Below are 20,888 nucleotides of genomic sequence, written 5' to 3' on the forward strand. Positions count from 1 at the left end.
CCGGCCTACAAATCGCGTTTTCCCTGTAGGCCGGATAAGGCGCTTGCGCCGCCATCCGGCAAACAACAAACAACAAACAGCAAACAACGTCAACCCTTCATATCCCGTAACCGGCGACTAAGCCAGATGCCATGATGCGGGCGCTGGCGCCATGCCACTGACGAAATGGTGTGCATGGTATTCAGGTGCCCCAGCACGCGTTGCAGATGCTGTTCCAGCGTGCTGAGCGGCCCGTGGGAGAGCATCTCCGATGACTCCAGAATATTCACATCCCCGGAACCGCCCGGTGCGTCATACTCCAGCCGCTGCTGACAGCGCTGGAGCGCAATTTCGCAGGATTCCAGATAGCGCTGCGCCAGATCCGGCGTCAGCATCGTATGCTCGCGCGCCAGCGTGGTCATGGCGTTGACGTGCTCAACGATAAACTGGCTGTGCGTTACCCACAGTTTCATATCTTCCAGATAGTGCGTGTTAAACCCCGGTTCTTGCATCGCCTGATTCAGCGAGTTAAACAGCGTATTGTGCGCCTGGTTCACCCGCATTCGCTGATACGCCAGCGGCGTTGGCTGCGGGTCGTTGCTGAGGATCAGCCGGATGGCCTCCTGGTCCGCTTCCAGCGCATCGTGGGCATTCTTACGCAAAAGGCCGCTTTGCCACTGCGGCCAGAGCCAGACCATTCCGCCAAAAGCAATCAGGCAGCCAATGACCGTATCAATAAATCGCGGCACGATGAACTGTTCGCCGTTGAGCGTCAGCAGTTGCAGGGTATAGACCGCCGTCACCGTAAAACCAACCGTCGCCCAGCCGTAGTTTTTGCGAATGGTCAGATAGCTCACCAGCGTAATGATCAGCATTAATGCCAGCGTGTAGCCTTCAGGAATGCGAAAGTGCAACGTGACGCCCGCCACCACCAGACCGGCCAGCGTACCCGCCGAACGGTGCAGAATGCGCACGCGCGTCGCGCCGTAGCCGTTTTGCGTGACGAACAGGATGGTCATCAAAATCCAGTACGGCTTGGGCAGATGTAAGGCGCTGCCCATCAGGCTGGCGATACTTAACATAACGCTGATTCGCCCGGCGTTGCGCAGCGCGGGCGATTTAAACGATAAATAGCTTTTCAGCGCGGGCAGCAGCGGCAGGCGACGCTGTTTATCAGCCATCAGGTCGCGTGCGTACAGCGGACGCTGAGTGCGTAATACGCGGGCAATACGGCTAAAGTGCCAGTAGCAAAACTGCCCGACAGGGTTTTCCGGGTGCTGATTGGCGATTTTTTCCAGCGCGCCAGTCTGCTTCTCCATCGAAAAACGGCTGGGCAGACGGTGATACAGAATATCATCCGCGATGATGCGCAGGCGGGCGGCGACGGTTTGCGCATTCCAGCGAATAACCTGTTCCGCGTGACTGCGCTCCACCAGCTTCTGAACCTCCTCCGGCTGATGCAAACTGACGGAGATATGCTCCTGTAAGTCCAGCGCTTCCTGGAAGGCGCGCAGCAGGCGCTTGTAGTCATTATTGTGCTGGGCCGACAGCATGTGCATCTGCTGGTAACACTGGGTAATGAGATCCACCGCTTTTTGCTGGCGCACCAGCAGAGGCGGCAGCGCTTTTTCTGGATCGATATGCTGCGTGAGCAGGCTGTATTTGGCCTCGCAGTAGTCGGCCAGCTCGCGATACAGCAGGCTGAGCGACTCGCGCAGCGGCTGTTCGCGCCACAGCCAGAACCAGAACCAGTTAAACAGCCCGTACCATAGCGTGCCGAGCGCGTAGATGAGCAGCGGCTCCCAGACCGGCATGTTCCCCGCCAGGCTTAGCGTGAAAATGGCGGCAATCAGTGAAGCGGGCAGCAGTCTTGCATGCAGTGGGCTGATTTCCGCCGTGACGCCGAGCAGCAGCGTCAGTCCGGTGAGGATCAGCGGCAGGGGGATGTCGCGCGCCAGCAGTAGTTGTGTAATCAGGCTGCATCCGGCAAACAGCGATCCGCCGATGATTAAGCGTTTGAAAAAGCGTTTATGCGGGGTATCAAGACCGGCAATGTTGCAGCAGGCGGGAACGAGCGAGAACAGCAGTCCCAGGTGCAACTGGCCGATGATCAGGCCGATAGCCACAGGCAGGCACAGCACCAGCGTTTGCCGTAGTGCGTAGTTGATCTCAGGATGGTAAATCAGTCTTCGCCACATCGGTGCAAACAAAAATGGCGCATTACCCGGTAATGCGCCATTCCGACGGGATTAACGTGTGCCGTAGACGACGATGGTCTTACCGTGAGCGGAGATCAGATTCTGATCTTCGAGCATTTTCAGAATACGCCCCACGGTTTCACGGGAGCAGCCAACGATCTGGCCGATCTCCTGACGGGTGATTTTGATCTGCATGCCATCCGGGTGAGTCATCGCGTCAGGTTGTTTCGCCAGGTTCAGCAGGGTCTGAGCGATACGGCCCGTTACGTCGAGGAAGGCGAGGTTACCGACTTTCTCAGATGTCACTTGCAGACGGCGAGCCATCTGGGAAGACAGGCGCATCAGAATATCCGGGTTTACCTGGATCAACTGACGGAATTTCTTGTAAGAAATTTCAGCGACTTCACAGGCCGTTTTGGCACGTACCCAGGCACTGCGTTCCTGACCCTCTTCAAACAGGCCCAGTTCGCCAATAAAATCGCCCTGATTCAGATAAGAAAGGATCATTTCTTTCCCTTCTTCATCTTTGATCAACACTGCCACTGAGCCTTTAACGATGTAGTACAACGTTTCCGCTTTTTCACCCTGGTGAATCAGCGTGCTCTTCGATGGGTACTTATGAATGTGGCAATGAGACAAGAACCATTCGAGAGTCGGGTCTGTTTGCGGTTTGCCAAGCACCATGCGCGGTTATCCTCTGTTATAAGCTGTCTCCAGAGCCAGAACACGACACTGCCTCTGGGTTTGCAAAAATAGGTTTCCCGAATTCCTGGGAAGGGGGCTGTCGAAAATGTACTGCAGCCTGAATGTGATGTCCTCTGCATACATGCAGTACGTCAATGTATTACTGTAGCATCCCGACTGTTTTAGCATAGCTTTCGCCGTGTGTCTCCTGGTGTCTCGCTTCAGCATGACGCAGGTCGCCTTCCGTTGCGAGATTTGTTATGTGCGCGTAATCTGTCAGGAAAATTGACACATTGGAGTTCCGAATATGCAAGCGCGTGTAAAGTGGGTTGAAGGGTTAACCTTTCTGGGAGAGTCTGCCTCCGGCCACCAGGTTTTAATGGATGGCAACTCCGGTGATAAAGCGCCAAGCCCGATGGAAATGGTGCTGATGGCCGCAGGCGGTTGTAGCGCAATCGACGTGGTTTCTATTTTGCAGAAAGGGCGTCAGGATGTGACGAATTGCGAAGTGAAGCTGACGTCCGAACGTCGTGAAGAAGCGCCGCGCCTGTTTACGCATATCAATCTGCATTTCATTGTGACCGGCAATGACCTGAAAGACGCGGCGGTTGCGCGGGCGGTCGATCTTTCGGCTGAGAAATATTGCTCAGTGGCGCTGATGCTGGAAAAAGCGGTGAATATTACCCATTCGTATGAAGTGATTGCGGCGTGATACCGGTTGCCTGATGGCGCTACGCTTATCAGGCCTACGAATTCGCACCCTGTAGGCCGGATAAGCGTAGCGCCATCCGGCATATATCAAACGCATCTTGTAGGCCGGATAAGGCGTCAGCCGCCATCCGGCAAACATCGGACAGATTATTCGATCTTCTTCCCTTCCATCAGTCGCTGAACCAGCGGCAACATGATCAGCTCCATCGCCAGCCCCATTTTGCCGCCCGGCACCACGAGCGTATTGATATGGGAAATAAACGACCCCTGCAACATCGCCAGCAGCCACGGGAAATCAATCCCTTCCAGATTTCTGAAATGAATGACCACAAAACTTTCGTCCAGCGAAGGAATGCCTTTCGCGGCGAAGGGATTGGAGGTGTCAACGGTGGGTACGCGCTGGAAGTTAATGTGGGTGCGGGAAAACTGCGGCGTAATGAAATTAATGTAGTCATCCATTGAGCGGACAACGGAATCCATCACCGCCTCGCGGGAGTGGCCGCGCTCGCTGGTATCGCGAATCAGTTTTTGAATCCACTCCAGGTTGACGATCGGCACCACGCCGACCAGCAGATCGACATGACGCGCGACATCATGCTGCGGCGTTACCACGCCGCCGTGCAGCCCTTCGTAAAACAGCACATCGGTGGGTTCCGGCAGCGGCTGCCACGGGGTAAACGTCCCCGGCACCTGATTCCACGGCACGGCTTCATCGTAGGTATGAAGATACTTACGCGCCTGGCCTTTGCCCGTCTGTCCGTATTCAATAAAAGTTTGTTCCAGCAGACTGAAGTCGTTGGCTTCAGGGCCGAAATAGCTGATATGCCGCCCGGCGTCGCGCGCTTTGCGGATCGCCATGTCCATTTCGGGGCGTGTGTAACGATGAAAACTGTCGCCTTCCACCTCGGCTGCGCGCAGATTTAACTGCGCGAAAATTTTTCGAAACGCGAGGCTGGTGGTCGTGGTCCCCGCGCCGCTGGACCCTGTTACCGCAATCACCGGATGTTTGGCAGACATAACAACTCCATGAATCAACAAAAGTTTTAGTATAGTCGGCCGTCAGCGGCGGATTATTCGCGAAACTGTCCACGCGGCATAATGTTGACCGTCTCGTGCAGTTCAGACCACACCAGAACAGCTTCTCCGCACTGTAGCTGTCGTTTGACGTCGGCGACCTTTTGCTCAAGCGAACGTTCATGTTCACCATAATCGGTGCCTTCACGCAACACAAAGCTTTCGATCAAATTGTCCAGCGTCTCAGAAGACAGCTCTTGCCAGGGGATCATCATGATGACGCCTCCAGATACGTTGTCAGCCAGTCGGGAATCCGCGACTCCAGCCACATTTCCGGGCGACGCAGCGTCCCGCCGATAAATCCAACATGCCCGCCATGCTCGGTGAGCTGATACTCCACCAGCGGCGGCAGATTTTCCGGTTTCGGGATCACATGATGATCCATAAACGGATCGTCTTTCGCGTGGATGATGAGCGTCGGTTTGGCGATCTGGTTGAGCATCGGCATGGCGCTACATTGACGATAATAGTCTATCGCGTCGGCAAAGCCGTGAATTTTCGCGGTGATCAGATCGTCAAATTCACGGAGCCGACGCACGGATTTGAGCTGCGCCAGATTAATCGGCAGTGTGCCGGGGTATGCCGCCAGCTTGCGCGCGGCGTTGGCCTTCAGCAGATTGAGCAGATAGCGCTGATAGACGCGGGAAAACCCTTTTTCCATATGATAGCTGCACGCTTCCAGCACGAAGGGTGCGGAAACGATGACCGCCGCGTCAATCGGGATCTCGCGGCCTTCTTTCGCCAGCAGACACGCCAGCATATTTCCGCCGAGCGAATAGCCGACGGCGGCGGTGGGGACGGCGCCAAACTCACGCTGTAGCCAGTGTAAAAACCAGGTGCCGTCTTCCGTTTCGCCGGAGTGATAAATGCGGTTCAGCCGGTTCGGTTCGCCGCTACAGCCGCGAAAGTGCATGACCACGCCCAGCCAGCCACGCTTTTGCGCCGCTTCAATCAGCCCGTGAGCGTACGGGCTGTTCAGGCTGCCTTCCAGGCCGTGAAAAACCACCAGACGCGGTTTGTGCTTCGCGTGCTGCGGATCTTCACTCCAGGCCAGATCGATAAAATCGCCGTCCGGTAATTCCAGACGTTGCCAGTGCGCATCGAACTTCACCTTGCGGCGGATGAGTCGCGGCAGCATGGTTTGCAGGTGGCGGTTGCGGATACCGCGCATTGGCACGAACTCTGCACTATCGTGACCGGTGATATCAAGGTCGGGGGAGGTTATTTGAGTCATAAATTATGCGATGTTTTTTTAAATCTGCCGCCTACTATACCGTCACTTTCCCCCGGTGTTTATGAAAATGAGGCAAGGGGAGCGGATTTACACCTTCCTGACGCTGATCTTAATCACAATTCATTACTCAAATTATTACTCTCAGGCTAATGATTCCTCTCTACGCTTAATTGATGACTTTCTCACCAGGGCGCACACTCTTTCCAGTGTTAAGCAATCAAAATGATTAGCTGAATCAGGAGGTTAATAATGTTATCTGGGCAAACGCCAGCACGAGTCTGGAACACGCGCCGCACCGAGAAGCAGCGGCGTCTGGCTTCCGTTCCGGTACAGGGCAAGGTGCTGCCAACCGCAGACCTGACCGCAATGCTGGAAAAACTGATCGCGCCGGGTGACCGCGTGGTATTAGAAGGGAATAACCAGAAGCAGGCAGATTTCCTGTCCCGCATGCTGGCGGAGGTCAACCCGCAGATAGTGCATGACCTGCATATGATCATGCCAAGCGTTGGGCGCAGCGAACATCTCGATATCTTCGAAAAGGGTATCGCCCGCAAGCTGGACTTCTCTTTTTCCGGCACCCAAAGTCTGCGCATCTCGCAACTGCTGGAAGATGGCCTGCTGGAAATTGGCGCCATCCACACCTACATCGAGCTTTATTCCCGTCTTTACGTCGACCTGGCGCCAAACGTGGCGCTGATTGCCGGTTACAAAGCTGACCGCAAAGGCAACCTCTACACCGGGCCGAGTACCGAAGATACCCCGGCGCTGGTGGAAGCTGCCGCATTCCACGATGGCATCGTTATCGCACAGGTGAATGAGCTGGTGGACGACGAGTGCGACTTGCCGCGCGTCGATATTCCGGGCTCGTGGATCGACTACGTGGTGGTTGCCGACAAACCGTTCTTTATCGAACCGCTGTTCACTCGCGACCCGCGCCTGATCAAACAGGAACATATCCTGATGGCGATGATGGCCATTAAAGGCATCTACGCAGAGCACCAGGTGCAGTCGCTGAACCACGGTATCGGCTTCAACACCGCCGCTATTGAACTGCTGCTGCCCACCTGGGGCGAGCAACTCGGTCTGCGCGGCAAAATCTGTAAACACTGGACGCTGAACCCGCATCCGACGCTGATCCCGGCGATTGAAAGCGGCTGGGTGGAAAGCGTGCACTGCTTCGGCGGCGAGCTGGGGATGGAGGAGTACATCCGCGCCCGTCCTGACGTGTTCTTTACCGGCGCCGACGGCTCCATGCGTTCTAACCGCGCCTTCTGTCAGCTGGCGGGTCAGTACGCGGTCGATATGTTTATCGGCTCCACGTTGCAGGTTGATGGCCTGGCTAACTCCTCAACGGTGACTCGCGGTCGTCTGTCCGGCTTCGGCGGCGCGCCAAACATGGGCCACGACCCGCACGGTCGCCGTCACGCTACCCCGGCCTGGCTGAACATGATCACCGAACCTGACCTTATGCAGCGCGGTAAAAAGCTGGTGGTGCAGATGGTGGAAACCTTCCAGGCAGGCGTGAAACCGACTTTCGTGGAAAAACTGGATGCGGTTGATGTAGCGAAAGCCTCCGGTATGCCGCTGGCGCCGGTGATGATCTACGGCGACGACGTGACCCACGTTCTGACCGAAGAAGGTATCGCTTATCTCTACCGGGCGGAAAGTCTGGAAGAGCGTCGCGCGATGGTTGCGGCGGTGGCTGGTATTACCGACATCGGTCTGGGTGTAGACGCCCGGCGCGTCGCCGAACTGCGTCAGAGCGGCAAGGTGGTTTACCCGGAAGATATGGGCATTCGTCGTACCGACGCCACCCGTTCTCTGCTGGCGGCCGGCAGTGTTGCCGACCTGGTGGAATGGTCCGGGGGTCTCTACAACCCACCTGCGAAATTTCGGAGCTGGTAATGAAACTTCTGCCCCGGATTCAGGTTGAAGGCGGTGCCGAATGGCTGGCGCGAACCGCCACACAGTGTCTGATCGACGAAGCACGATTAAGCCCGAAGCCCGGTCTGGTGGACAGTCGGGGGAACGGCGCGCACCACGATTTATCGCTTGCGCTGATGGAGCGCTCGGCGCACAGCCTGACCTCCACGTTTCAGGCGCTGGCGCAACAAAGCTGGCGGCGTCCGGCTGATATTGCGCTCAGACAAACCATAGGGCGACTCGGTCGCGAAGGCGAGCAGCAGATGATGGCGGCAACGGGCGGCGTGAACACCCACCGTGGCGCGATTTGGGCGCTGGGGCTGTTGGTGAGCGCCGTGGCGATGCACGGCGGCGCGGGCAGGGCGCAGCAGGTGACGGCAACCGCCGCTGAACTGGCAAAACTGCCGGATGACGCCGCGCCGAAAGTCTTCAGTAAAGGGCTGCGCGCCACCCACCGTTATCGCGTACCGGGCGCCAGAGAAGAGGCACAGCAGGCGTTTCCACACATTATGCAGCGTGCGCTGCCGCAGCTTCGGCTAAGCCGACAGAACGGCAGCAGCGAAATGCACGCCCGGCTGGATGCGCTGATGGCCATCATGACCTCGCTGACCGACACCTGCGTACTTTCTCGCGCCGGGATGGAGGGGCTGGATGCCATGCAGCACGGCGCGCGCGCCGTTCTCCATGCGGGCGGCAGCGCGCACCCGGCAGGGGAGCAGGCGCTGGCCCGTTTAGACCGTCAGATGTTGGCGCTGAACGCCTCGCCGGGCGGCGCGGCGGACTTGCTCGCCGCCACCCTGTTTCTCGATCGCGTCGAAACGTCTTATTCAAAGCATTAAGAGGATGTTATGGAAAAAATCACATTGACCGTGCCAGCCAGCCGCGCGTTACGCGGCAGGGCGCTGGCAGGGGTTGTCGGCTCCGGGGATATGGAGGTGTTATTCACCGCTGACCAGGGCCAGACGTTAACCATTGATATCACCACTTCCGTCGATAACAGTCGCAGTCGCTGGGAAGCGCTGTTTACCCGTCTGCAAACGGTCAGCAGCCTGCCGGCAGGCAAACTGACCATCCACGACTTCGGCGCGACGCCGGGCGTAGCGCGCATTCGTATCGAACAGGTATTTGAAGAGGTGAGCTATGCGTGATGACCGCAGTTTTATCGAATTAAAAGCGCGTCAGCGCGCCCATGCGCTGCTGGATGAAGGCAGCTACCGCGAACTGCTCGACCCGTTTGAAGGCGTGATGTCGCCGTGGCTGGGCGCGCAGGGCATCGTGCCGCAGGCCGATGACGGCATGGTCGTGGCGAAAGGCTCTATTAACGGCAAACCGGCGGTGGTTGTGGCGATTGAGGGCGCATTCCAGGGCGGCAGCATGGGCGAAGTGTCCGGCGCTAAAATGGCGGCGGCGCTGGAGCTGGCGGCGGAAGATAACCGTAACGGCATTCCGACGCAGGCGGTGTTGAGCCTGGAAACCGGCGGCGTGCGTTTGCAGGAAGCCAACCTCGGCCTGGCGGCGATTGCCGACATCCACGCGGCGATTGTTGACCTGCGTCGTTATACCCCGGTGGTCGGCATTGTGGCCGGGACTGTCGGCTGCTTCGGCGGGATGTCTATCGCCGCTGCGCTGTGTAGCTATCTGATTGTCACCCGCGAAGCGCGTCTGGGCCTGAACGGCCCGCAGGTTATCGAACAGGAAGCCGGGATTGAAGAGTATGACTCCCGTGACCGCCCGTTTATCTGGAGCATGACCGGTGGCGAAGTGCGCTATCAAAGCGGGCTGGTGGATGCGCTGGTTGGCGATGGTATCAATGCGGTGAAAGCGGCGATGAACGATGCGCTGGCGAAAGGCGTTCCGGCAAAACACCGCACCGATAACTACGACGATTATCTGAACCGTCTGAGCCATTTCGACACCCGCAAACAGGCCGATTCAGAACAGATTAACGCGCTCTTTGCCCGGGAGGTGAAATGATGAGTAACGCAATAAGTCGTGGCGAGTTATGGCTGCAAGCCCTCGTACCGAACGCCAGACGGCTCGAAGGGCTGTGCCCCTCCGTGCAGGCCGCAGACGGTGAGCTGAACGGTGAAACGGCGCGCTTTATCGCGGTAGTGCCGGATGCTAACAACCATTACCCACGCGCCGCAAAAGGCGAGGTTGGTCTGCTGGAAGGCTGGACGCTTGCAAAAGTGGTTAGCGAAACCGTGGCTGCCGATGCTGATAACGCTGTTAAGCGCCCGATCGTGGCGGTGATTGATGTGCCCAGCCAGGCCTACGGTCGCCGTGAAGAGGGATTTGGTATTCACCAGGCGCTGGCCGGTGCGGCAGCGGCGTATGCCAATGCGCGTCTGGCAGGGCATCCGGTGATTGGCCTTATCGTCGGCAAGGCGATGTCCGGCGCGTTTCTGGCGCACGGTTATCAGGCCAACCGTCTGATTGCCTTCAACGACAAAGGCGTGCTGATCCACGCGATGGGCAAAGAGTCTGCGGCACGTATCACCCTGCGTACCGTCGAGTCGCTGGAAAAACTGGCGGCCACTATTCCGCCGATGGCGTACGACATCAGTAACTACGCCACGCTGGGACTGCTCTCCAGTCTGCTGGATATCAGTAATCCAGATGCTCCTTCGGCAAACGATCTGACGTTGGTGACGGCCACTCTGCAACAGGCCATCAGCGATGCTCGTCAGGAGCCGACGCTGAAAAACCGTCTGGGTGCCGACAATCGTCGTAGTTCTGCTCTTGTACGCGAACGCATGCGGGCGAGCTGGTAAGTAAAAGAGACCTGCCAGATGCATAACCCCACGGGCGCGCCCGTTGCGTCCGTGAGGCGACCTGCATCCTGAAAATAATAATCATCGCGTCCGTGCTAACTCTTTTATTCATTACAGGTGATTTATGACTTACGTGATTGTTCATGCACTTGCACCGATTTTTGTCATCATGTTGCTGGGGTTCTGGGCCGGGAAGGCCAAAATGGTTGATAACAAGAATGTTTCCCTGCTCAACATTTTCGTCATGGATTTTGCACTCCCCGCTGCGCTGTTTAGCGCCACGGTACAAACGCCCTGGACGGGTATTGTCGCGCAGTCGCCGCTGATTCTGGTGCTGACGCTGGCGATGTGGATCACCTACGCCGCTATCTATTTTCTGGCAACGAAGGTATTTAAAAAATCACCGCAGGATGCGGCCGTGCTGACCCTGACCGTCGCTCTGCCAAACTACGCCGCGCTTGGCCTGCCGATTCTCGGTAGCGTGCTGGGCGAAGGGCCGTCAACGTCGCTCTCCGTCGCGGTTTCCATCGCCTGCGGTTCCGTGCTGATGACGCCGTTCTGCCTGCTGATTCTGGAGCGTGAGAAAGCGCGTGCGGAAGGCGGCAACTCGGGTTCTACCCTGTCGATGCTGCCGGTGCTGATGTGGCGTTCAATCAAGAAACCGATCGTGATGGGGCCGCTGCTGGGGGTTATTCTCTCCGCTGTCGGTATCAAGATGCCGGAGCTGGTGCTGGCGGCGATCAAACCGCTGGGCCTGGCCGCCACTGCGGCGGCGCTGTTCCTGACCGGGGTGATCCTTTCTGCGCGTAAGTTGCAGATCAACACGATGGTTATTACCTCCACCATTGCCAAGCTGCTGATTCAACCGGCGATTGCCTGGGGGATCGTGCTGATTTTCGGCCTGCATGGCTCGGTGGCGATCACCGCTATCCTGATGATTGCGCTGTCTGCCGGTTTCTTCGGCGTGGTGTTCGGTAATCGCTTCGGCGTGCAGTCGCCGGATGCAGAGGCCGTGCTGCTGTTAAGCTCGGTCCTGTGTATCCTGTCGCTGCCGTTGTTTATCTCGCTGACTTCAGGACTCTAAAGCATGAACACAACATTACGCCCCCACGATCTTATCTGGCTTAACGCGCGGAACGCGCTGGAAGGTGTCACGGAATCCTGGGTGGATGACGTCTGGCATACCCGCCTGCCGGTGGTGGTACGGCGTGATGTTGATGCGCAGGGGCGTATTCCCGTCGGCGTTCGCGGCATAAAGCGCGACCAGCGCGCGGCGGGCTGGGCTCAACCGGACGCCATTACCCGCGTCTGTACGCCGGAATCGCTGGTTGACCCACAGATGCTGCTGCGCTCGCCCTTTATCTCGCAGCCACCGGTTCAGGTGGCTTTATTACTGACGCAACGGGCATGGCCGTGGACGTGGGGGATTACCGGCAGTACCGGCTACGCGCTGGCGACCGGGCTCCCGGTGATCCACGCCGCAAGCGATCTGGATTTGCTGATTCGCGCCCGGCAGCCGCTCTCTCGCGAGCTGCTGGAGAAATGGCGGCAGCAACTGACGGGCGGGCTTTGCCGTGCGGATACCCAGGTGGAAACGCCGCACGGCGCGTTTGCGCTGAACGAATGGCTGCGCGATGGCAAAGCGCTGTTAAAAACGTCGCAGGGGCCGCGGCTGGTCAGCGACCCGTGGCGCAGGGAGGAGTAAATGAAAATCCTGTTTACCTTTCCGGGACAGGGGACGCAGTATGCAGGTATGCTGCAAAACCTTCCGGGAACGGAGTTAGCGCTGGCGCGCGAGGTGCTGGGGGCGGAGGCGAATACGCTTGATACCCCGGACGCGCTGCAACACACCCGGGCGGTACAGCTTGCTCTGCTGATTGCCGGGGTGGCGTGGGCGCGCGAGCTGGAACGTCGCGGCGTCGCGCCGGATATTGTCAGCGGCCTGTCCATCGGCGCGTATCCAGCGGCGGTGATCGCCGGAGCGCTGGAGTTTACCGACGCGCTGACGCTGGTGGCCCTGCGCGGTGATTTGATGGAGCAGGCGTATCCGCACGGTTACGGCCTGACGGCGATTATGGGGCTGACCTTGCCGCAGATGGAATCGCTGGTTGCAGGCAGTGGAACCTTTATCGCTAACCTGAATGCGGAAACCCAGATTGTGATTGCCGGTAGCGATGAGGCGATGGCGGATGTTGCGAAGCGGGCGCTGGATAAAGGCGCGAGTAAAGCCCACCGTCTGGCGGTGAGCGTGCCGTCGCACTGCGCTCTGCTGGCGGAACCGGCGCAGCGGCTGGTGGAGGCGTTCCGTCATGTGACGCTCTCCCGTCCGCGCTGTGCATACCTCAGCGGTAGCACCGGGCGTGTGCTGTGGCAGCCGGAACGTATTGCTGACGACCTGGCGATGAACATGGCGCGGACGGTGCGCTGGCAGGACGCGGCGATCTCCGCCAACGAGCGCGAGGCGCGGCTGGCGATTGAAATGCCGCCTGGCGGCGTGTTGACCTGCTTAACGCGACAGGCGGAGTGGGAAGGTGAGTCTGTTTCGCTGGAGCGCAGCGGGGTGGATGTCGCGGTGCATCTGGCAAAACGGCTTAGAGGCTAGTGCGGTTGCCCGATGGCGCTGCGCTTATCGGGCCTACGGCTCGCACCCGTTGTAGTTGTAGGCCAGATAAGGCGCGTAGCGTCGCCATCCGGCGATCAGGCGCCCGGATTAAGGCTACGCGCGTACATGCGCCCTTCGGCGGCCAGCGCCAGCAGATTAGGGTCGCGCTCGCGGTTGCGGGCGAAGACAATGGCGATGAGCTGCTGCATCTGGTACGGCTGCGACAGCTTCAGCAACTGTACGGAATTCTCGTACATCTTCTTCATGCGTCCCGGCATCAGAGTGAAACCGACGCCCGCCTGCACCAGACTAAGCATCGAGAAGATGTCGTTCACTCGGGTGACAATCTCTGGTTCAAACCCGGCAATATGAAAGGCTTCCTGGAAGCCCGCATAGGTGGCAAAGCCTTCCGCCAGTGAGACAAACTTCTGATCCCGGTAATCACGCAGATCGGCGGGCGAGGAGGTGTCAAGCGTCGCCGTCGCCGGTGCGGCGAGATAAATATCGTCATGAAACAGCGGCAGCACTTCCAGACTGTTGCGATCGATAGCGCTTTCCGAAATGGAGATCAGGATCGCATCCAGCATCCCGTCTTCCAGCATTCTCAGCAGCGCTTCGTTGGAGCCCATCGTCAGATCCAGTTCGAGATCCGGTCGGCGCAGTTTCATCCCCATGATCAGATGCGGGACGGTTTCCAGCGTCAGAGAGTAGAGCGTACCCACGCGCAGACGCCCCTGGCCGATCCCTGCCGTTTTGCGCGCCTCTTCCAGCCCGCGCGCCATCAACTGGCTGACCTCCTGGCAATACTCCAGCAGCGTCCACGCCGCCGGTTGCGGGATCAGATTACGTCCTTTATGCACGAACAGCGGACAGCGAACATTCTCTTCCAGCGTATGCAGCGCGCGATGAACGCTGACCCCGCTGATATCCAGCGCCTCCGCCGTCCGGGCAATATTGCCTTTCTCCATAAACGTCATGAAGATGCTTAACTTGCGAAAGGTGATATCGTTGGTTATCAGCGGATTCATCGTCATATTCCCGAAGTTAGTCGGCCAGCATCTGCTCAAGCTGTTCCTGTGCTTCCAGCCAGGCCATCTCGCACTCTTCCAGCCCGGATTTGGCGCTGGCCTGCTGTTGCAGGCATTCCGTCAGTTCCGCTTTGCGGCTCTGGTCGTACAGTTCGCTGTCGCCCAGTTTTTCTTCCGCTTGCGCCAGTTTCGCGTTCAGCTTCTCCATCTCTTTTTCCAGACGGGCGATCTCTTTACGCAGCGGCTGGGTCTGGGCACGCAGTTCGGCTTCGCGACGCTTCTGATCCTTACGCGCCTGGGCGCTGTTGGCGTTCTCTTTCGGGGCGTCATCAGGCTGATTTTCCTGTTTCTGCACGTCGCTCAGCCACTGCTGATAGTCTTCCAGATCGCCATCGAACGGCTCGACTTTATGGTCGTGAACCAGATAGAGATCGTCGGTGGTGGAGCGTAGCAGGTGACGGTCGTGCGAGACGACCACCAGCGCGCCTTCAAATTCGATGAGCGCTTCGGTCAGCGCCTGACGCATATCGAGGTCAAGGTGGTTGGTCGGTTCATCAAGCAGCAGCAGATTAGGGCGCTGCCAGACGATCAATGCCAGCACCAGACGCGCTTTTTCACCACCGGAGAAGCGGCGGGTCTCTTCGCTGACCTTATCGCCCTGGAAGCCAAACCCGCCGAGGTAATCGCGCAGCTTCTGCTCCAGTTCCTGCGGCGCCAGCCGCGCCAGATGTTGCAGCGGCGATTCATCCGCTCGCAAATACTCCAGCTGATGCTGAGCGAAGTAACCGAGTTTAATGCCCTTCGCCAGACCGATTTCACCGCTGGCAGGCGCAAGCTCGCCCGCCAACAGCTTGATGAGCGTTGATTTACCGGCGCCGTTGCGCCCCAGCAGGCCGATGCGTGAACCGGGCACCAGATTCAGCTTAATGGAGTCCAGAATGATGCGATCGCCATACCCGGCGCTCACTTTCTCCATTTTCAGCAGCGGGTTGGGCAGGCTTTCCGGCGCGCGGAAGCTGAAGTGGAACGGGTTATCGACATGCGCGGGGGCGATAAGCTCCATACGCTCCAGCATTTTGATACGGCTCTGCGCCTGCTTCGCTTTTGTCGCTTTGGCGCGGAAACGGTCGATATAACTTTGCAGATGCGCCACGCGCTCCTGCTGGCTCTCGTACATCGCCTGCTGCTGGGCCAGCCGGGTCGCGCGCTGCACTTCAAATGCGCTGTAGTTGCCGGTGTATTCGAACAGGGTTTGCTGTTCGATATGAATGATTTTGTCTACCACCGGATCGAGGAAGTCGCGGTCGTGCGAAATCAGAATCAGAGTGCCCTGATAGCTCTTCAGCCATTTTTCCAGCCAGATAACGGCATCAAGATCGAGGTGGTTGGTCGGTTCATCGAGCAGCAGCAGGTCAGTACGGCAAATCAGCGCCTGGGCCAGGTTAAGGCGCATGCGCCAGCCACCGGAGAAGTCGCTGACCGGGCGTTCAAGCTGTTCGTTGCTAAAACCGAGGCCGTGGAGCAGGCTGGCGGCGCGTGAGCGCACGGTCCAGGCGTCGATGGCGTCGAGCTTGCCGTGTACGGTGGCGATGGCGTGCCCGTCGTTACGTTCGTTGGCGTCGTGCAACTGCGCTTCCAGCTGGCGGTATTCGCGGTCGCCATCAATCACGTACTCCAGCGCAGGTTGTGCAAGCGCGGGTGTTTCCTGATTCACCCACGCCAGCTGCCAGTTACCGGGAAAGGTCACGCCGCCTGCATCGGCGCTGATTTCATTTTTCAGCAATGCCAGCAGGGTAGATTTACCGCAGCCATTCTTACCCACCAGACCGACCTTCTGTCCCGGGTTGATGGTGGCGGTGGCATTGTCCAGCAAGACGCGCACGCCGCGACGAATTTGTAACGAGGAGAAAACAATCATAAGGCGCCGTATGTTCAGACTATGTTAATTTATCATTATGATAATGTAATATGCGGGCATTCTGCCGCGCCGGAGCGCAATGGTAGCCCAAAACAATAACGATACACAAAATAACCGGGAGGGGGATAATGTCCCAGCCAGCAAAGGTACTGCTGCTGTATGCCCATCCAGAATCTCAGGACTCGGTCGCGAACCGGGTGCTGCTTAAACCGGCCATGCAACTCAGTAATGTGACGGTGCACGATCTCTACGCGCACTACCCTGATTTTTTTATCGATATCGCGCATGAGCAGGCGCTATTGCGTGAACATGACGTGATTGTTTTCCAGCATCCGCTGTATACCTATAGCTGCCCGGCGCTGCTTAAAGAGTGGTTAGACCGCGTGCTCAGCCGTGGTTTCGCCAGTGGCCCAGGGGGGAACCAACTGGCGGGAAAGTACTGGCGGAGCGTGATTACCACCGGCGAGCCGGAAAGCGCGTATCGCTACGATGCGCTGAACCGCTATCCGATGACCGATGTGCTGCGACCGTTTGAGCTGACGGCGGCGATGTGCCGGATGCACTGGATGAGTCCGATTATTATCTACTGGGCCAGGCGACAAAGTGAGCAGGAACTGGCCAGCCACGCGAAAGCCTACGGCGAATGGCTGGCAAACCCTGTTCTGGCGGGAGGTCGCTAATGGAAGGTTCTGATTTATTGACTGCGGGGGTGATGTTCCTCTTCGCGGCGGTCGCTGCGGTGCCACTGGCATCGCGGCTGGGTATTGGCGCGGTACTGGGATATTTGCTGGCAGGGATTGCGATTGGCCCCTGGGGGCTGGGATTTATCAGCGACGTTGATGAAATCCTCCACTTTTCTGAGCTGGGCGTTGTCTTTCTGATGTTTATCATCGGCCTGGAACTCAACCCTTCCAAACTCTGGCAACTGCGTCGCTCTATCTTTGGCGTCGGGGCGGCTCAGGTGATGCTGAGCGCTGTCGTGCTGGCCGGGCTGCTGATGCTTACCGATTTCTCGTGGCAGGCGGCGGTGATCGGCGGGATTGGTCTGGCGATGTCATCGACCGCGATGGCGCTGCAACTGATGCGGGAAAAGGGGATGAACCGCAGCGAATCCGGCCAGTTGGGTTTTTCGGTGCTGCTGTTTCAGGATCTGGCGGTGATCCCCGCGCTGGCGCTGGTGCCGCTGCTGGCTGGCTCGGCAGATGAACATTTTGACTGGATTAAAGTCGGCATGAAGGTGCTGGCCTTTGCCGGGATGCTGATTGGCGGTCGCTATTTGCTGCGCCCGGTGTTCCGCTTTATCGCCGATTCCGGCGTGCGCGAGGTGTTTACCGCCGCCACGCTGTTGCTGGTGCTGGGGTCTGCTTTATTTATGGATGCGCTGGGGCTGTCGATGGCGCTCGGCACGTTTATCGCAGGCGTGCTGCTGGCGGAAAGCGAATACCGTCATGAGCTGGAAACGGCCATCGATCCGTTCAAAGGGCTGCTGCTGGGGTTGTTCTTTATCTCCGTGGGGATGTCGTTAAACCTTGGCGTGCTCTATACCCACCTGCTGTGGGTGGCGGTGAGCGTCATCGTGCTGGTGGCGGTGAAAACGCTGGTGCTTTATCTGCTGGCGCGTCTGTACGGGATTCGAAGTTCGGAGCGGATGCAGTTTGCGGGCGTGCTGAGTCAGGGGGGCGAGTTCGCGTTTGTGCTCTTTTCCACCGCCTCATCCCAGCGGCTGTTTCAGGGCGACCAGATGTCGCTGCTGCTGGTCACCGTCACGTTGTCGATGATGACCACGCCGCTGCTGATGAAGCTCGTTGATAAATGGCTCTCCAGACAGCTTAACGGCCCGGAAGAGGAAGATGAAAAGCCCTGGGTGGATGATGATAAACCGCAGGTGATTGTCGTGGGATTCGGGCGTTTTGGTCAGGTAATTGGCCGTTTGTTGATGGCGAATAAAATGCGCATCACCGTACTGGAGCGCGATATCAGCGCCGTTAACCTGATGCGAAAATATGGCTACAAAGTGTATTACGGCGATGCGACTCAGGTGGAGCTACTGCGTTCGGCGGGAGCGGAAGCGGCGGAGTCTATCGTCATTACCTGTAATGAACCGGAAGACACCATGAAGCTGGTAGAGATATGCCGGCAGCATTTCCCGCATTTGCATATTCTTGCGCGAGCGCGCGGACGTGTGGAAGCGCATGAGTTATTACAGGCGGGTGTCACGCAGTTTTCCCGCGAGACGTTTTCCAGCGCGCTGGAACTGGGGCGTAAGACGCTGGTGTCGTTAGGGATGCACCCACACCAGGCGCAGCGTGCGCAACTGCATTTCCGTCGGCTGGATATGCGTATGCTAAGGGAGCTTATTCCGATGCATACCGATATGGTGCAAATTTCTCGTGCCAGAGAAGCCAGACGCGAACTGGAGGAGATTTTCCAGCGAGAGATGCAGCAAGAGCGGCGCCAGTTGGATGGCTGGGATGAGTTTGAGTAGAGGGTAGGTATGGCGATTCGTAAACGTTTTATTGCAGGGGCGACGTGTCCGGCCTGCCAGGCGCAGGATTCAATGGCGATGTGGCGCGAAAATAATGTCGATATTGTTGAGTGTGTTAAGTGCGGTCATCAGATGCGTGAAGCCGATAAAGCGGCCCGCGAGCATGTTCGCAAAGAAGAGCAAGTGATCGGGATTTTTCATCCAGACTAGCGATATGCCGCAGGTTTTTTTAAGCTAGTGGGTACACGGGTGCAGAATTCCGCTACAATCTGCGCCACTATTCTTCCCATGCTCAGGAGATATCATGAAAGTAGCAAAAGACCTGGTGGTCAGCCTGGCCTATCAGGTACGTACAGAAGACGGTGTGTTGGTTGATGAGTCTCCGGTGAGTGCGCCGCTGGACTACCTGCATGGTCACGGTTCCCTGATCTCTGGCCTGGAAACAGCGCTGGAAGGTCACGACGTTGGCGACAAATTCGATGTGGCTGTTGGCGCGAACGACGCTTACGGTCAGTACGACGAAAACCTGGTGCAGCGCGTGCCTAAAGACGTCTTCATGGGCGTTGACGAGTTGCAGGTTGGCATGCGTTTCCTGGCGGAAACTGACCAGGGCCCGGTACCGGTAGAAATTACCGAAGTGGAAGACGACCACGTTGTGGTTGACGGTAACCACATGCTGGCTGGCCAGAACCTGAAATTTAACGTGGAAGTTGTGGCGATCCGCGAAGCGACCGAAGAAGAACTGGCTCATGGCCACGTTCACGGCGCGCACGGTCACGACCACGACCACGGTCACGACGGTTGCTGCGGCGGCCACGGCCACGATCATGACCACGGTCATGAGCATGGCAAAGGTGGTTGTGGCGGTAACGGCGGCTGCGGTTGCCATTAATCGTCTGTAATGCCTGATGGCGTTGCGCTTATCAGGGCTACAGTAGGCCGGATAAGGCGTTTACGCCGTCATCTGGCACAAAAAAGCGGGAATATCCCGCTTTTTTTACGTCTCAATAATGCGGTGGCGGCGTCTCTTCGGCCTGCGAGGCGATATTCGACGGTTGGCTGGCTTTAAGCTTCTCCGTCAGCAGGCGCAGATGATCGCGTAGTTTCGCCATCTCCATCTCGTGCGCGGTCACCGTTACGTTGAGTTCTTCAATGGTGATCTCCTGAAACGCCAGACGGCTCTCCAGTTCAGCCAGGCGAGCTTCCATCGTTATATCTTGCATGATTCACCTCTCTTGTTGTCTCCGGCACTTCTTGGGTCGCGGCGGATTCTACTGAACTTTATCGGATTACACAGCACTCATTCGCCCTCTACGAAACTAATTTAAACAAAAAGAGTCTGAAAAGGGGTGATAATAGGGCGTGTCCGTATGTTGATTTGTTCTACAACGTTTTATAGTACGCTTCTCATGTAAGTTAACCCTGGGGTGAGATGCCCCGGCCCTGGAGATATGGATGAAATCACTGTTTAAAGTAACGCTGCTGGCGACCACGATGGCCGTTGCTCTGCATGCACCGCTCACTTTCGCTGCGGACGCCGCGAAACCAGCTGCAACTGCTGACAGCAAAGCCGCGTTCAAGAATGACGACCAGAAATCTGCTTATGCGCTGGGCGCTTCGCTGGGTCGTTACATGGAAAACTCCCTGAAGGAACAAGAAAAACTGGGGATCAAACTGGATAAAGATCAGCTGATCGCGGGTGTCCAGGATGCATTTGCAGACAAGAGCAAACTGTCTGACCAGGAAATCGAGCAGACCTTGCAGGCATTTGAAGCGCGCGTGAAGACCTCCGCTCAGGCGAAGATGGAAAAAGACGCCGCTGATAACGAAGCGAAAGGTAAAGCGTTCCGCGAGAAATTTGCTAAAGAGAAAGGGGCGAAAACCTCTTCAACAGGTCTGGTTTATAAAGTAGAGAAAGCCGGTACTGGCGAAGCGCCAAAAGACAGCGACACCGTTGTGGTTAACTACAAAGGTACGCTGATCGACGGTAAAGAGTTCGATAACTCCTACACCCGTGGCGAACCGCTCTCTTTCCGTCTGGACGGCGTGATCCCGGGCTGGACTGAAGGCCTGAAGAACATTAAGAAAGGCGGTAAGATCCAGATGGTTATCCCACCGGATCTGGCCTACGGTAAAACGGGCGTTCCGGGTATTCCGGCTAACTCCACGCTGGTATTCGATGTAGAGCTGCTGGACATCAAACCGGCGCCGAAAGCCGATGCGAAACCAGACGCGGCGGCCGACGCTAAATCGGCAGATGCTGCTAAAAAATAAAAAC

The 20,888-nt window shown here is 57.6% G+C and carries 22 protein-coding genes; 14 read left to right on the forward strand and 8 right to left on the reverse strand.

What is annotated here, in order from left to right; genetic code table 11:
- Positions 1-89: 89 nt before the first annotated feature.
- Together OGW17_RS13445 and crp are read right to left on the reverse strand one after the other, a co-directional pair.
- Positions 90-2,177 carry a YccS/YhfK family putative transporter gene (locus tag OGW17_RS13445; protein WP_012135464.1) on the reverse strand — a complete coding sequence of 696 codons (2,088 nt, stop codon included), beginning with the start codon at positions 2,175-2,177 and terminating at the stop codon, positions 90-92.
- Positions 2,178-2,228: 51 nt separating this feature from the next.
- Positions 2,229-2,861, reverse strand: a complete 633-nt coding sequence (crp, locus tag OGW17_RS13450; protein WP_000242758.1) for a cAMP-activated global transcriptional regulator CRP — start codon at positions 2,859-2,861, stop codon at positions 2,229-2,231.
- Positions 2,862-3,168: 307 nt separating this feature from the next.
- Here crp and OGW17_RS13455 point away from each other — a divergent pair, with 307 nt between their 5' ends.
- Positions 3,169-3,573: an OsmC family protein gene (locus tag OGW17_RS13455; RefSeq protein WP_012135462.1), complete on the forward strand. Its 405-nt coding sequence runs from the start codon at positions 3,169-3,171 to the stop codon at positions 3,571-3,573.
- 146 nt (positions 3,574-3,719) lie between these two features.
- Here the strand turns inward: OGW17_RS13455 and OGW17_RS13460 are convergent, their stop codons facing one another.
- The 3 genes from OGW17_RS13460 to OGW17_RS13470 are packed head-to-tail and all read right to left on the reverse strand — an operon-like array spanning position 3,720 to position 5,880.
- Positions 3,720-4,589 carry a phosphoribulokinase gene (locus OGW17_RS13460; RefSeq protein ID WP_012135460.1) on the reverse strand — a complete coding sequence of 290 codons (870 nt, stop codon included), beginning with the start codon at positions 4,587-4,589 and terminating at the stop codon, positions 3,720-3,722.
- Positions 4,590-4,642: 53 nt separating this feature from the next.
- Entirely contained in the window at positions 4,643-4,861 is a 219-nt protein-coding gene (locus tag OGW17_RS13465; RefSeq protein WP_047460774.1) for a YheU family protein, read from the reverse strand.
- Entirely contained in the window at positions 4,858-5,880 is a 1,023-nt protein-coding gene (locus OGW17_RS13470) for a hydrolase (protein ID WP_012135458.1), read from the reverse strand. Before OGW17_RS13470 ends, OGW17_RS13465 begins: the two co-directional genes overlap by 4 nt.
- Positions 5,881-6,129: 249 nt before the next feature.
- Here OGW17_RS13470 and mdcA point away from each other — a divergent pair, with 249 nt between their 5' ends.
- From mdcA to mdcH, 8 genes are all read left to right on the forward strand, one after another.
- On the forward strand, positions 6,130-7,785 hold the full coding sequence (gene mdcA, locus OGW17_RS13475; RefSeq protein ID WP_049011746.1) for a malonate decarboxylase subunit alpha: 1,656 nt from the start codon (positions 6,130-6,132) through the stop codon (positions 7,783-7,785).
- On the forward strand, positions 7,785-8,642 hold the full coding sequence (locus OGW17_RS13480) for a triphosphoribosyl-dephospho-CoA synthase (protein WP_047460780.1): 858 nt from the start codon (positions 7,785-7,787) through the stop codon (positions 8,640-8,642). The genes mdcA and OGW17_RS13480 overlap by 1 nt, the downstream gene beginning before the upstream one ends.
- Before the next feature lie 9 nt (positions 8,643-8,651).
- Positions 8,652-8,951 (forward strand): malonate decarboxylase acyl carrier protein, encoded by a 300-nt coding sequence (gene mdcC / locus OGW17_RS13485; RefSeq protein ID WP_047460783.1) that lies wholly within the window; start codon positions 8,652-8,654, stop codon positions 8,949-8,951.
- Positions 8,944-9,777: a biotin-independent malonate decarboxylase subunit beta gene (locus tag OGW17_RS13490; RefSeq protein WP_071259389.1), complete on the forward strand. Its 834-nt coding sequence runs from the start codon at positions 8,944-8,946 to the stop codon at positions 9,775-9,777. The genes mdcC and OGW17_RS13490 overlap by 8 nt, the downstream gene beginning before the upstream one ends.
- Positions 9,777-10,577 carry a biotin-independent malonate decarboxylase subunit gamma gene (mdcE, locus tag OGW17_RS13495; RefSeq protein WP_071259392.1) on the forward strand — a complete coding sequence of 267 codons (801 nt, stop codon included), beginning with the start codon at positions 9,777-9,779 and terminating at the stop codon, positions 10,575-10,577. The genes OGW17_RS13490 and mdcE overlap by 1 nt, the downstream gene beginning before the upstream one ends.
- A 124-nt stretch (positions 10,578-10,701) precedes the next feature.
- The gene (locus OGW17_RS13500) at positions 10,702-11,661 is read left to right on the forward strand and encodes an AEC family transporter (protein WP_071259395.1); all 960 of its coding nucleotides are present in this window, start codon (positions 10,702-10,704) and stop codon (positions 11,659-11,661) included.
- A gap of 3 nt (positions 11,662-11,664) precedes the next feature.
- Positions 11,665-12,282, forward strand: coding sequence for a malonate decarboxylase holo-ACP synthase (locus OGW17_RS13505; RefSeq protein WP_071259398.1), 618 nt, complete (start codon positions 11,665-11,667; stop codon positions 12,280-12,282).
- Positions 12,283-13,179: a malonate decarboxylase subunit epsilon gene (gene mdcH, locus OGW17_RS13510; protein WP_071259401.1), complete on the forward strand. Its 897-nt coding sequence runs from the start codon at positions 12,283-12,285 to the stop codon at positions 13,177-13,179.
- Positions 13,180-13,274: 95 nt separating this feature from the next.
- Here mdcH and OGW17_RS13515 read toward each other — a convergent pair whose 3' ends face one another.
- The gene (locus tag OGW17_RS13515) at positions 13,275-14,207 is read right to left on the reverse strand and encodes a LysR family transcriptional regulator (RefSeq protein ID WP_024131007.1); all 933 of its coding nucleotides are present in this window, start codon (positions 14,205-14,207) and stop codon (positions 13,275-13,277) included.
- 16 nt (positions 14,208-14,223) lie between these two features.
- Entirely contained in the window at positions 14,224-16,125 is a 1,902-nt protein-coding gene (locus OGW17_RS13520) for an ABC transporter ATP-binding protein (protein ID WP_114647208.1), read from the reverse strand.
- A gap of 128 nt (positions 16,126-16,253) precedes the next feature.
- Between OGW17_RS13520 and kefG the strand changes: the two genes are divergently transcribed.
- The 4 genes from kefG to slyD all read left to right on the forward strand — a co-directional run bounded on the left by kefG (position 16,254) and on the right by slyD (position 19,502).
- The gene (gene kefG / locus OGW17_RS13525) at positions 16,254-16,805 is read left to right on the forward strand and encodes a glutathione-regulated potassium-efflux system ancillary protein KefG (protein ID WP_024131006.1); all 552 of its coding nucleotides are present in this window, start codon (positions 16,254-16,256) and stop codon (positions 16,803-16,805) included.
- Entirely contained in the window at positions 16,805-18,610 is a 1,806-nt protein-coding gene (gene kefB, locus OGW17_RS13530; RefSeq protein WP_012135445.1) for a glutathione-regulated potassium-efflux system protein KefB, read from the forward strand. The genes kefG and kefB overlap by 1 nt, the downstream gene beginning before the upstream one ends.
- A gap of 9 nt (positions 18,611-18,619) precedes the next feature.
- Positions 18,620-18,820 carry a YheV family putative zinc ribbon protein gene (locus tag OGW17_RS13535; protein ID WP_047460809.1) on the forward strand — a complete coding sequence of 67 codons (201 nt, stop codon included), beginning with the start codon at positions 18,620-18,622 and terminating at the stop codon, positions 18,818-18,820.
- Positions 18,821-18,914: 94 nt separating this feature from the next.
- On the forward strand, positions 18,915-19,502 hold the full coding sequence (gene slyD, locus OGW17_RS13540; RefSeq protein ID WP_012135442.1) for a peptidylprolyl isomerase: 588 nt from the start codon (positions 18,915-18,917) through the stop codon (positions 19,500-19,502).
- Between the two features lie 112 nt (positions 19,503-19,614).
- Here slyD and OGW17_RS13545 read toward each other — a convergent pair whose 3' ends face one another.
- On the reverse strand, positions 19,615-19,833 hold the full coding sequence (locus OGW17_RS13545) for a protein SlyX (RefSeq protein ID WP_012135441.1): 219 nt from the start codon (positions 19,831-19,833) through the stop codon (positions 19,615-19,617).
- Between the two features lie 232 nt (positions 19,834-20,065).
- On the opposite strand from OGW17_RS13545, the gene fkpA reads away from it, so the two are divergent.
- Complete coding sequence (gene fkpA / locus OGW17_RS13550) at positions 20,066-20,884, forward strand: FKBP-type peptidyl-prolyl cis-trans isomerase (protein WP_047460812.1); 819 nt, start codon at positions 20,066-20,068, stop codon at positions 20,882-20,884.
- Positions 20,885-20,888 lie beyond the last annotated feature (4 nt).

Source organism: Citrobacter sp. CK181, from assembly GCF_030333595.1.
Taxonomy (GTDB): Bacteria; Pseudomonadota; Gammaproteobacteria; order Enterobacterales; family Enterobacteriaceae; genus Citrobacter_B; species Citrobacter_B koseri.